A 13,240-nucleotide genomic window follows, 5' to 3' on the forward strand; every position below is an offset into this window, starting at 1 on the left:
GTTCAACAACGGGTTCAACAACGGGTTCAACAACGGGTTCAACAACGGGTTCAACAACGGGTTCAACAACGGGTTCAACAACGGGTTCAGGCTGATTATTGGACAATTCTAGCGTGTCATAAACGCTAGAATTGTCATACTGGCTTAAATGACTAGCCTCGTCATTTGAATAATATTTCTCATGTTGAGTAATACTATTATCAGCGCCAACATCCTGTTTATCATTGACACTTATATCAATATTCTCATAAACGATATTATCAGATTGAGTTTGTAATTCTAATGATGATGACACTGGCTCAGTGATTAACGTAGCGCTAGAGACAGTGGTAGTAGGTTTTTCTATAGCCGTTACTGTACTATCAGGTACATTGGCTAATATCTCATCAACCGGTAAGGGACGAAAAGCTAAGAGACGTAAAATACACATCTCAAGTGCTTGCATCGGCGTACTGGCAAGCTTTACGCCTTCCCGTGCTTGTACCACAATTTCATAATAAAGCTGTAATACGTCAGGGCTCATATGCTGGGCAAGCTGATCGATTTGCTGTGCTTGCGCTTCATTGACATTGAGAGCGACTTCGGGCAGCAGCTGACACAATGCCAACTGATGCAATAGCTCAGCGAGTCCGTCAAACATACTGCTAGCATCAACCATTTGCGCACGCATCTGCTCGATATGGGCAGCGACAGCAGGCTTATCATGATTATAGATATCTGTAATTAAGCTCACTAAGTCGGCCGCATCAATCAAGCCGAGCATCGAATTGACGGTCACATCATCAAGCGCACCTTGGCCAAAAGCAATGGCTTGATCGGTCAAGGATAAAGCATCACGTACCGAGCCTTTTGCCGCACTAGCCAATTGCCAAAGTGCAGGCTGTGTATAGCCTACTTGTTCTTGGGTTAGAACATTGGCTAAATGCTCACTGAGCAAGCTTTGCGACAAAGGACGCAACACGAACTGCAGACAGCGCGAAATAATAGTAATCGGCAGCTTTTGTGGATCCGTAGTGGCTAATAAGAACTTGACATGCTCAGGGGGCTCTTCCAAAGTCTTAAGAAGCGCATTAAAACTGTGTGTCGACAGCATATGCACTTCGTCAATCAGGTAGACTTTATAACGGCCTTGGCTTGGCGCATACGGCACATTATCCAGTAGCTCGCGCGTGTCCTCAACTTTGGTACGAGAAGCCGCATCAATCTCAATCAGATCAATAAAACGCCCTTGATCAATCGCCACGCAATTATCACACACGCCACATGGGGTACTGGTAATACCTGTATCACAGTTCAAACATTTAGACAAAATACGAGCAATGGTCGTTTTACCGACACCGCGCGTACCTGTAAATAGATAAGCGTGATGTAGACGATTGTAATCAATCGCATTAATCAATGCCTGTGAGACATGCGTTTGCCCAATCAACTCGTGAAAGTTTTTGGGGCGGTATTTGCGGGCTAAAACTTGATATTGCTGCGTCATAATGAATGCCAAGGTAAGTCGTAAAAATATAAGTAAAGCATCAAATTAGCAATTTATCTTAAAATCAGTTATCGAAGCTAAATGTCAAAAATAAGTGTCGAGCCTAACTATTGAATCTAACTATCCAAACCAGCTATCAAACTTAAGTCTCAAAACTAGGCTATGATTGAGCTCTCAATTGAGCCAATTGTTGATATAAACGCTGCGTATTCGCATCGATAAGCGATCCATGCTGATGGAAAGCATCAAGATGTACTTCGGTATCCACGCTATCTTCACAAGGTCTGACATCGATACCAATTAAAAACAGCTCTTGCATAACGGGCTGCTGCATTTGGGCGTTGAGCTCAAATAGCAAATCTTGATGACCAGCACGAACTTTATCTGCACTCAACGAGCTATTGCTATCTTGCGCATAAAATACCATCAAATAATGGCGACCAAATACATTATAAGAGTGCTCATGGCGCACATAACCTGTCCAGCGCGATTCTTGATCGATCGTTCTATGGGCCAATATTTTTTCTATTAAACACGCATAGGTGTACATGGATTCATCGACCAAAATATCAACCTGCTCTTTTGGCAATGGGTTACCCGCTTCATAACAGCTTTTGATTAAACTATTAAAAAGCTTGTACCACATTCGAGTATTCTTCTGAATCTCTGCCATCAGCGCTGCCGCAAACTCAGTATGGTTAGACTCTGCTGCTTTTATCAATCGTGGTTCAATCTGTGCTATCAATTCATGACTAACCAATTGCTCTTGAACTTCAATCGCTCTATGATGAAAATCTGGCGATTGTAAGAACTGCACAAGCAAAGTCGATTCATCTGCAAACGTCTCAAACCCAGTCAGTTTACTGCGATGAAACGCTAGATAGGCGGTCAAATCACTTGGTGTTACCAACTGGTTTAATATCTCAGCAAAGTTCTGGTAGCTAAATACTTGTAGAACGCTGTGTTCATCGTCCAAATCTAACACACAATCTTCAGCAAAGAACTGACTGCCATATTCATAACCAACCGCATAAGATGGCAATGATGAATACTGGTTTTGTAGATCATTATGATCGCAATCTTGATGCTGGACTGAAAGTGATGTTAATCCAATAAAATATACGGGTTTATTAGATGTCGCTTCATTTTTATGAGTGATAGCTTTATCGTTTTTGAGATAAAGATGTGCATGTTGCTTGATAAGCTGATTGACAACTTCTTTTCTCCATGTACGAACTTGAGTAGTATCAATGTCTTGCTTACTTGCCTGCATCACGACATCATTGACAATAAGATAAACCGTCGCATTAGAAAACTTGAAAACAAAATCATAACCCTGAAAATATTCAGGGCTAGTGATTTTCTTTTCTGATAAGTTATACAAAGACAAAAAACTCTGTTGAATCATCTGTTGCCAAATCGAGGGCGTTACTCGCTGATTGTCCATAGTATGCATAATGTCCCTATTAATTAAGTACTAAAAAACCATAGAAGGCTATTCCATCAAAGCGGAGAAAGCCATCTTATGTTCAGTTTAGTACTAGCATAGACTTATGGCAAGCAAACTATCTTTAACCCTCAAGCTTACGGCGCATATGTGGGAATAAAATCACATCACGAATACTGGCAGAGTCTGTCAATAACATCACTAAACGGTCGATACCAATACCTTCACCTGCTGTTGGCGGTAAACCATAAGACAAAGCTTCGATATACTCTGCATCGAAATGCATCGCTTCATCATCGCCAGCATCTTTTTCAGCAACCTGACCAAGGAAACGCTCAGCCTGATCTGCAGGATCATTAAGCTCACTAAAGCCATTAGCCAACTCACGACCACCGACAAACAGCTCAAAACGATCCGTAATCTCAGGGTTATCATCACTACGGCGTGCTAGCGGTGAGGTTTCAGCAGGGTATTCAGTGATAAACGTCGGCTGACGCAATTGGTGCTCAGCGGTTTCTTCAAAGATGATGGTCTGCAACTTACCCACACCAAAGACATCCTTTACCTGTTGCTTTAGCGTTGTCGATGCGTACTCTGCAAGATACTCACGATCGTTAATACGATTCATATCAAAGTTTTCTGCATATTTGGCAATCGCATCAGACATAGATAGACGTATAAATGGCGCTTTTAGGCTAATGGCTTCTTCTTGGTAAGTAATCTCGGTGGTACCTAAGATATCGATCGCCAATTCGTTAAATAAGCGCTCAGTCAAATCCATCAAATCATGATAATCCGCATACGCTTGATAAAACTCAATCATGGTGAATTCAGGATTATGACGGGTTGAAACACCTTCATTACGGAAGCTACGGTTAATCTCAAAGACTTTCTCAAAGCCACCAACGACCAAGCGTTTAAGATAAAGCTCAGGAGCAATACGCAGATATAATGGCATGTCTAACGCATTATGATGGGTCACAAACGGACGTGCCACTGCACCACCTGGGATCGGATGCATCATAGGCGTTTCAACTTCCATAAAACGCTCATTTAGCATAAATTTGCGAATACCGCTGATAACCTGACTGCGCACCATAAAGGTATCACGGGTCGTCTCATTGGTCATCAAATCAAGATGACGATTGCGATAGCGTGCTTCCACATCAGCTAGTCCATGAAACTTATTTGGCATTGGGCGTAATGCTTTGGTCAATAACTCAATCTCTTCAATATGTACGTACAAATCGCCTTTGCCTGAACGACCGATATAACCTGATACACCAACGATATCACCCAAGTCTAGCGATTTGATGTCTGCTAACGTCTTTTCATCTAACTCTTTGCGTGCCACATATAACTGGATACGACCTGTCATATCTTGGATAACAATAAACGCCCCACGGTTCAGCATGACGCGACCGGCGACATTCACCTGTGTTTTTTCGCCTTTAGCATCATTGTCAGCAATTTCTTGTTTTGAGATACCCTCAAAAGCTGCCTGCAAGTCTTGAGCATAATCTGTGCGCTTAAACGTATTCGGATAAGGCTGTTTACCCGAAGCGACGATATCATCCAGCTTGGCTTGCAATTGGGCAATCAGCTCATTAGCGTCTTCTGGAGCTTGCTCTTGATTGTTTTGCTGATTTTGATTATTAGGCTTTGACATAACACTCTCAAAATTATTAGATAATTAAAGGAATAAACAAACATTATAAATTTAAAATAACGACTTAAAATAAGAAGTTAAAATAAAGCAGCTACATAACAGTTATGTGGCTTTAGTATTAAAAATAAATAGTAAATTAATCAACACAGATAGCAGGCTGTGCCACACCTTTTTCTATGGTTTGATAACAGCCAAAACCGCTGCTGTCACTAGCGCATTGTCCAGACTGAGTTTTGACATTGGCAGCTATAAACTCACCGGTATTTTTGCACTTACCTTGGCAGTCGGTACTGTCTTGGCAAGCTTTTCCTGCATCGGTATAAGTCACCACACATTGATAGCAACCAAGGCGACCTTGCTGTAAAAACGCGCCACCCTTCGCAGTACACGCTTGTACAGTCTCATTAGGCGGATAAACACATGCTTGATAAGAAAAAGGGTCATTTTTATCATTCATTGCAGTATCATCGGTCTGCTTTGGCTGCACTGCTGTCGTTGATGAAGGCGTGACGCTACAAGCAGATAACCAAAACGCTATCAACATCGCGGCAATAGTCATCGCGATTTTGTTAAACGGTAATAGTAGCGATAAATTAGTTATCATGTGCATGGCATACGCCTCTTATATTATTGGCTGATGAAGTGCTTATTAAGCACCGCCAATACTTGCCATCAAGTCCGCTTGATGCTCACGTAACAGCGCATCAAGGATTTCATCCAAGTCACCTTCCATAATCGAATCAAGCTTATATAAAGTCAGATTAATACGATGATCCGTCATACGTCCTTGCGGGAAGTTATAGGTACGGATACGCTCCGAACGATCGCCACTACCGACCAAATCGCGACGTATCGTATCAGCGGCATCTACCTGTGCTTGGACTTTGACTTGCTGAATTTTTGATATCAGCATTTTCATCGCTTGCGCACGGTTTTTATGTTGACTGCGCTCTTGTTGACACTCTACCACGGTACCCGTTGGTATATGCGTCAAACGTACAGCAGAGTCGGTCGTATTCACGTGCTGACCACCAGCACCGCTTGAGCGGAAAGTATCAAAGCGAATATCAGCTGGATTCAAATCAACCGTATCATCAATTTCAACTTCAGGCATCACAGCGACAGTACAGGCTGACGTGTGTACGCGACCTTGGCTTTCTGTATCAGGCACACGCTGAACACGATGTACACCAGACTCAAATTTTAGACGACCATAAACGCTATTACCAGACACACGAGTAATGATTTCTTTATAACCCCCATGCTCACCCTCATTTGCTGACAAAATCTCTAAAGTCCAGCCTTGGTTCTGGGCGAATTTTTGGTACATGCGGAACAAATCGCCAGAGAAAATTGCCGCTTCATCACCACCTGTCCCTGCACGAATCTCAAGGAATGCGGGCACTTTATCGTTAGGATCTTTTGGCAGCATCATGAGATTAAGTGCTTCTTCCATCTCTACAATAGTATCGCGAGCACTGTCAATCTCTTCTTGCATCATCTCTTTCATGTCAGGATCTGATGCTTCTTTTAGCATCGCTTCTGCATCAGCCTGATCCGTTTCTGCACCAACATAGTTCTGCCATAAAGTGGTGATATCCATCAAGTCGCTGTGTTCGACGGACAATTCACGGAATGTATTGTTATCACTGATGACACTCGGGTCTGATAATAAGGCAGTGACCTCTTCATAACGGTCTACCATTTGGTCTAAACGCAGGCGTAAGGATTCTTTCATAAAAGGACTTTTAATTGAATAATTGAAATAAGACGGTGATTATAGCAAATTTTTGCGCTTAAATTAAAACCTCTCAGCAATCTTGTCAATATATGGACAAACTTTTCTGCTGCTTGCACCATATCGATGCTTTTTTCTGATAATTTGAATACAGCATCAGCTTTGCTTAAAATTTAAATAAAAAAATAGCCAAGAATATTCTTGGCTATTTTGATAATAACTAAAACTCAAGGCTTAAAAAATTACACCTTGCGGACGATTACCGACCCAATAGAGTAACCAGCACCAAACGAGCAAATAACGCCCAAATCACCGGATGCAAGATCATCTTTATAGCGATGGAAAACAATCATTGGGCTGGCTGAGCTGGTATTGGCGAATTCAGCAATGACACTCGGTACAATGGCTTTGTCTGCTTCTTTACCGATGACCGTACGCAAGATTAAATCTAGCATATTGGCATTGGCTTGATGGAGCCACATCATTTTTACATCAGAGGTTGGGATATTGTTTTCCTGCAAGTGCTCAGTAATGACTTCTGACACTTTTGGACAGACTTCACGGAAGACTTTACGACCATTTTGTAAGAATAATTTATCGGTTACTGGCTCTTTAAGATCCGGATACATCTCTGTTTGCGCTGCTAAAAACTCTGAGCGATCCATAAAACCGTATTCGTTTTTGATATTGGTCGAGAACTGAGTAAATAGCTTAGAGTTTAGAATCTCATAGCCTTTAGGTGTATCCAGCTCTTCGACGATGCAAGCAGTTGCGACATCACCAAAGATAAAGTGACTGTCACGGTTACGCCAGTTTAGATGCGCTGAAGTAATTTCAACGTTGACCACAGCGACGCGCTTAGCAAGACCTGATGCGATAGAACCATGTGCTTGTGATAGACCAAAAGTTGCGGCACTACAAGCTACATTCATATCATAAGCAAAGCCGCCCACCATACCGATCGCATTTTGAATCTCGATAGAGACAGCTGGATAAGTACGCTGAAAGTTTGAGCAGGCAAGGATGATACCATCTAAATCATTGGCCTCAAGTCCTGCATCAGCCAAGGCATCATTTAACGCGGCTACACCCATTTCTGCCATGATAGACAGCTCTTCGCCCAAGTTACGATAAGCGATAACAGGTGCCATGATGTCAGGATTTAAGATGCCGTCTTTTTCCATCACATAGCGTGATTTGATACCAGATACTTTTTCGATAAAAGCCGCTGATGAAGGCTGAAGAGCCGTGAGTGTGCCTGCTTCAATGTCAGCCGCGTGTTTTGTATTATAGTTTTCAACATACTGATTAAAGGACTCTACCAGTTCTTCATTACTGATGCTAAAAGGCGGGATATACAGGCCGGTGCCTGTGATACAAGTCGTCATGATACGCTTCCTTGTCTACTACTATGGTGCTTGAAATAAGCATAAGGTGAAGTAAAACAACAGTCGTCTAATTTTGGGTGAATGACTGTAAACTTAAAATAAGTGCCTTTATTATGCCTGAATATTATTATTTTTCTAATACTTTGTTACAAATAATCAGCTTCTTGCCAAGAATAAGCAAAGATTGACTTCATTTTGCGGCAGCTGCGTTATAATCAGCCTTGCTTACTCATGTTATTTGCATAAATAATTGGTCTGCATTTTGATTGTCTACATCTCTATTAAGAAATATCAAACTTATTATCTATTTTGGAATGACAATGGTGGAACTTTTGAATTGGTTATTTGGTCAGTATACCGACTATCCGACCTTGTTTATCGGGTTGGAATTGATTGCGGTTATCTTTGGGGTAGCCAGTGTACTACTCGCCAGCAAAACCAATATTTTGGTATTTCCTATTGGCTTGGTCAGCACCGCTATATTTGTCTATCTGTTATGGAATTGGCAATTATTTGGTGATATGTTTATCAATGCTTATTATACCATTATGAGTATTTATGGCTGGATAAATTGGTCAAAAAATAAAGAACTTACACAGCATCGAGACCATATAAACCCCACCGCTCAACAACATAACCAAGAGCTTAAAAACACTGATGCGCCAAACCTTATCCAAGTAGAACGTTTAGATAAAAATGACGTCCCTATATTGGCACTATTAGCCGCGGCAACTATAGCTTTTGTTGGTCTAGTTTATTATTTTAGACCAGTCATCAATAACAACTTCAGCTTCGATGGTGCTGAGCTTGGCATGCATCTATTTACGTGGATTGACTATACTGATATGTTGACTACGGCACTGTTTTTGATGGCGATGTGGCTGATGGCACGGCGCAAGATTGAGCATTGGCTTCTGTGGATTGTTGCTGATGCTATCTCAGTACCGCTCTATTTTTATAAAGGTTTGACCTTTACCGCACTGCAATACGTCGTATTTACTCTTATCGCAATTTGGGCTTATTATGAATGGCAACGCCGCTACCGCACACAATCTCACACAGCATACGCCTAAATCCGTCATCAAGGTTGCCGTTTTAGGCGCAGAAAGTACGGGTAAGACCACACTATGCCGTGACCTAGCCGCCCATTTTGGTTGTCCTTGGGTGCCAGAGTATATGCGCACCTATCTGCAAGAAAAATGGGATAAAGAGCAGCTGACCTGTACGTGGGAGGACTTGCTGCCTATTGCAGAAGGTCAGATACTGCTTGAGAATAAGTTGGCAAAGCAAGTATCACAAACGTCAAACGACCATCATTATTTATTTTGTGATACCAGCTTGTTTGAACTGATGGTTTATTCTAATTGGTATTATGGCGATTGCCCTGAAGTGCTCACCCAAGCAGCATTGGTGCATCATTATGACTTAATACTATTAACCGACGTTGATACACCTTGGATTGCTGATGACTTGCGTGATAGCCCGCATCAGCGCGATGAAATAAGCGCTTATTTTGCTGATCAGCTAACAGCTTATAACAAACCATTTCAATCAATTGGCGGCGCTCGAGAGGTGCGGGTTCAACAAGTGGTAAAATTGCTAGACGCATCTGAATTAAATAATAATGCTTAGGCTATTTAATAAACACTGTCAAACCTTGCACTCATTACTATCTTACGAGCTTAGTGTTTAAGGCTTTTGCCCAATTCCGGCAGTTATCTTCACAGCGCTCGCAAGGCTGATTGGCATCAGAGATAAAGTCCAAATATCCACAGTACATACAAGCGTAATATGTTCCTGATTCTATCTGCTCAACCGCCTGATACTGTTTCGGGAAAAGTGGCAGACCATAACCGGTGTCATCAGGTGGGTATAATAACAGGCTAAAATTGCCATCAGTTTCAAGCAAACCGGTACGAACCTGACCTAAATGCTCGACCCCCTGTTGGCGCATTTCCGCAAAAAACTCATCATGTGACATTTTCCCTTCTGCTATTTTGTCGTGTACCAGCATGCCATCTTCGACGATATATAAGGACTTACCCTCCAACAAATCTTCAAAAGGCTGATATTTCATCATGCCCCATGTACAGAGACGGTAAAGCAGTATTACCGTACTCATGATTAGTACCGCTTGGATAATCGGTAAATCCTCGGTAAACATCGGGTCACCTGCGATAGATCCCAGTGACAAGATGATAGTAAGCTCAAAGATAGACAACTGTCGAACGCCGCGCTTGCCGGTAAAGCGCAAAAATGAAATGATGAGCACAAACATGACAATGACACGTATCAGTATCTCAGCAGCAAATGTCCATGTTGTATCATGAATGAAAATACTTGCCCAATCCATATTTTTTTCCTTGTTATTATTTTTAATAATGGCATCAAAACCACTCTACTTAAAGCTGATCTATTTTATGCAAAAACTCACTTATTAATTGTAGGAATTATTTTTGAAAGTCACATTGTATACGCTGATTGCGTTAATAGCCTTTGCTGCAAACTCTCTGTTTTGTAGGATGGCCTTAGCAGAGGGTTATATAGACGCTTGGAGCTTTACCATTGTTCGCCTATTAAGCGCTGCTGTCTGCTTGAGTATGATCATGGCAGCTCAGTCCTACTACTTAAGACATCGCAAATTGAGACTTAGTCATTCTTTCAATGAAGAGATATTAAGTGAAAGAGGGAATTGGCTGAGTAGCATAAGCTTAGTTATTTATGCGCTGTGTTTTTCGATTGCCTATGTAGAGCTTGAGACTGGCACTGGGGCGCTGATTTTATTTTCAGCGGTTCAGCTCACTATGATTGGTTGGGGGATTTATAAAAAAGAGACATTGAGTCATTTGCAATGGATTGCCTTTGTTATTGCCATCACAGGGTTTGTATATTTGATGCTACCATCGGCCTCAATGCCTTCATTACTCGCTGCCATGCTCATGGCAATCAGCGGTGTGGCATGGGGTATCTATAGCATACGCGGCAAGACCTGTCTCTCACCGCTGCGAGCCACAGGTTTTAATTTCATCAGAAGTTTGCTAGCGATACCGATATTATTAGTCGCTGGTTTTATATATCAAAACATTATGGATGTGCAACTCATTCATATCGACAGTATCACCATGGCAGGGATATGGTTGGCGTGTGCATCAGGGACAATTGCCTCTGGTATTGGCTACAGCATCTGGTATATAGCAATGCCTTTATTAAAAAACACACAGGCTGCCGTTATACAGCTTTGTGTGCCCGTGCTTGCAGCTTTACTGGGCGTGGTGATTTTGTCTGAGCCGATCACTTTAACTTTTATGATAGCAAGTACTGTCATCTTGAGCGCAGTATTGGTCTTTATTTTAAATAAACAGCCATATTAGTCACAATATAAGGCGCTTATGCTGAAATGTTGTCTATAATGCTCATTTGAGGCGGCATCGCCATAGTGATAACAGGGTTTTTATAAATATCGCAGGCGATGGACGTTTTTATCAGGACTTTTTATTGAAGGAATTTTATTAAATGACAACCACTACTCGCCAAGAATACGACTTACTTGGTCATCGCGATGTGCCGGCTGACGCTTACTACGGCATCCAAACCTTACGTGCTTTTGAAAACTTCACTATGAGCGGTGTGCGCTTAACAAAGTTGGAGTATTAAATAATACCGTTAAAGATGCGATTGTCGCCGCGTGTGATGACTTAATCGCTGATAAATATCATGACCAATTTATCGTCGATATGTTTCAAGGCGGCACAGGCACCTCAACCAATATGAATGTCAATGAGGTCATTGCCAATCGTGCTTTAGAGATATTAGGTTATGAAAAAGGGCAATATCAGCATGTGCATCCAAATAATCATGTCAACCTTTCGCAGTCGACCAATGATGCCTATCCAACGGCGCTCAATGTTGCCTTGGATGACTATTGCACCCATTTGTTAGAAAAGATGGCCATACTGCATCAAAGCCTAATTAACAAAAGCATCGAATTTGCCGATCAATTAAAAATGGGACGCACCCATTTACAAGATGCGGTACCGATGACTGCAGGTCAAGAATTCAACGCTTTTGCAACGATGGTCAAAAAGGAGATGGCACGTATCGAGTCAACTCGCGCACTTTTTCATGAGATTAATATGGGCGGTACCGCTATCGGTACTGGCTTGAATGCACCTGCTGGGTATTCAGAGCTGTGTGCTGAGATATTACAAGAGTTGACTGGCAGACCTTATTATATCGCTGAAGATTTGATTGAAGCCACACAAGATACCAGTGCTTATGTTGCTTTGTCTGGCAATCTGCGTCTATTTGCTGCTCGTCTATCAAAGATTGCTCATGACTTACGCTTGCAATCCTCGGGTCCTCGTGCAGGATTGGCACAATATCGCCTGCCTGAGATGCAGCCTGGTAGCTCAATCATGCCGGGTAAAGTAAACCCTGTTATACCTGAGGTGGTCAATCAAGCGTGTTTTCATGTAATGGGTATTGATACCACTATCGTCATGGCATCAGAAAACGCTCAGCTACAACTCAATGTCTTTGAGCCAGTCATTGCTTTCAACTTATTTACCGGTATGAGCATGATGGCAAATATCTGTGAGATATTTGCCACGCGCTGTATCGATGGCGTAATGATGAATAATGAAGCGTGTAATACTGAAGTATTCAACAATATTGGTCTGGTAACCGCATTAAACCCACATTTGGGTTATGAGTCGTCTACCTATGTGGCAAGAAAAGCCCAAGAAACCGGTGGTCGTGTTTATGACATCGTTCTAGAAGAGAACCTGATGGATAAAGAGACGTTAGACAATCTACTCTCTCCTGCTAACATGGTATATCCAAAAGTCAAACTAACCCCTTAGTGTTTCTTTTTTAACGTAAAAAGGCTGAGTTAGCGATTGCTAATCCAGCCTTTTTTTATTTTATTCATATCTGCATTATTTGGGGAAAATCTATAAGCTATACCTACGCACTGTCTAAAGATTGTGAAAATTAAAAATTAGTGCGTGGAACTCGCCCTATATATTTACTCTAAAACGCTTAAGCCTGCGCGAGCAATACTTACGTCTTCATTGCCCTGTGCGCCGCCCACACCAATACCCCCAGCCACAATACCATCGATATAGACAGGAATACCGCCCGGCATGATCAGTATGTTTTCATCAAGGTACCTGATGTCGGCAGCAATACTACCGTCCGCAACGCCTCTAGCGATGACCGCTGTTTCTCTTTTTTGCGAATTGGCTGTATAGGCTTTTTTATAACTTGAGCGAATAGTGTGCACACCCGCTCGGTGATCCTTTAAAAAGGCCAGTATTTGCCCAGAACGATCAACCACCGTCACCGATACCATTAGACCATGCCTTTTAGACTCTATAAATGCAGCATTCACCATATCTTGTGCCATCTCGCCTGTGAGTAACGAGATTTTTGTATCTTTTGTCTCAGTACAAGAGACGCTATCCATAGCTTTAATTCCCATCTTCAATCCTTGATTTGATTTTATGAATAA

At 41.9% G+C, this 13,240-nt stretch carries 11 protein-coding genes and 1 pseudogene; 4 read left to right on the forward strand and 8 right to left on the reverse strand.

Annotation, left to right across the window (positions count from 1 at the left end):
- The 6 genes from dnaX to JMX89_RS08170 all read right to left on the reverse strand — a co-directional run.
- On the reverse strand, positions 1 to 1,486 hold a 1,486-nt coding region (gene dnaX, locus JMX89_RS08145; RefSeq protein ID WP_227673052.1), incomplete at its 3' end, for a DNA polymerase III subunit gamma/tau.
- A gap of 160 nt (positions 1,487 to 1,646) precedes the next feature.
- On the reverse strand, positions 1,647 to 2,933 hold the full coding sequence (locus tag JMX89_RS08150; RefSeq protein WP_201532194.1) for a hypothetical protein: 1,287 nt from the start codon (positions 2,931 to 2,933) through the stop codon (positions 1,647 to 1,649).
- Between the two features lie 124 nt (positions 2,934 to 3,057).
- Positions 3,058 to 4,602 (reverse strand): lysine--tRNA ligase, encoded by a 1,545-nt coding sequence (lysS, locus tag JMX89_RS08155; protein WP_181209885.1) that lies wholly within the window; start codon positions 4,600 to 4,602, stop codon positions 3,058 to 3,060.
- 136 nt (positions 4,603 to 4,738) lie between these two features.
- Positions 4,739 to 5,212: a hypothetical protein gene (locus JMX89_RS08160; protein ID WP_201532193.1), complete on the reverse strand. Its 474-nt coding sequence runs from the start codon at positions 5,210 to 5,212 to the stop codon at positions 4,739 to 4,741.
- Between the two features lie 39 nt (positions 5,213 to 5,251).
- Complete coding sequence (gene prfA, locus JMX89_RS08165) at positions 5,252 to 6,340, reverse strand: peptide chain release factor 1 (RefSeq protein WP_181209887.1); 1,089 nt, start codon at positions 6,338 to 6,340, stop codon at positions 5,252 to 5,254.
- A gap of 242 nt (positions 6,341 to 6,582) precedes the next feature.
- Positions 6,583 to 7,728: a beta-ketoacyl-ACP synthase III gene (locus JMX89_RS08170; RefSeq protein ID WP_149409428.1), complete on the reverse strand. Its 1,146-nt coding sequence runs from the start codon at positions 7,726 to 7,728 to the stop codon at positions 6,583 to 6,585.
- 320 nt (positions 7,729 to 8,048) lie between these two features.
- On the opposite strand from JMX89_RS08170, the gene pnuC reads away from it, so the two are divergent.
- A complete protein-coding gene (gene pnuC / locus JMX89_RS08175; protein WP_201532192.1) occupies positions 8,049 to 8,801 on the forward strand; it encodes a nicotinamide riboside transporter PnuC in 753 nt (250 codons plus the stop codon).
- On the forward strand, positions 8,752 to 9,360 hold the full coding sequence (locus tag JMX89_RS08180; protein ID WP_201532191.1) for an AAA family ATPase: 609 nt from the start codon (positions 8,752 to 8,754) through the stop codon (positions 9,358 to 9,360). The genes pnuC and JMX89_RS08180 overlap by 50 nt, the downstream gene beginning before the upstream one ends.
- A gap of 37 nt (positions 9,361 to 9,397) precedes the next feature.
- Here JMX89_RS08180 and JMX89_RS08185 read toward each other — a convergent pair whose 3' ends face one another.
- Positions 9,398 to 10,081, reverse strand: a complete 684-nt coding sequence (locus JMX89_RS08185) for a DUF421 domain-containing protein (protein WP_201532190.1) — start codon at positions 10,079 to 10,081, stop codon at positions 9,398 to 9,400.
- Positions 10,082 to 10,184: 103 nt separating this feature from the next.
- On the opposite strand from JMX89_RS08185, the gene JMX89_RS08190 reads away from it, so the two are divergent.
- A complete protein-coding gene (locus JMX89_RS08190; protein WP_181209892.1) occupies positions 10,185 to 11,099 on the forward strand; it encodes a DMT family transporter in 915 nt (304 codons plus the stop codon).
- A gap of 142 nt (positions 11,100 to 11,241) precedes the next feature.
- Positions 11,242 to 12,590, forward strand: a pseudogene (locus tag JMX89_RS08195) (aspartate ammonia-lyase).
- A 164-nt stretch (positions 12,591 to 12,754) separates the two neighbouring features.
- Here the strand turns inward: JMX89_RS08195 and JMX89_RS08200 are convergent.
- A complete protein-coding gene (locus JMX89_RS08200) occupies positions 12,755 to 13,210 on the reverse strand; it encodes a GlcG/HbpS family heme-binding protein (protein WP_201532189.1) in 456 nt (151 codons plus the stop codon).
- Positions 13,211 to 13,240 lie beyond the last annotated feature (30 nt).

Origin of the sequence: Psychrobacter sp. DD43, from assembly GCF_904846555.1 — a bacterium.
Taxonomy (GTDB): domain Bacteria; phylum Pseudomonadota; class Gammaproteobacteria; order Pseudomonadales; family Moraxellaceae; genus Psychrobacter; species Psychrobacter cryohalolentis.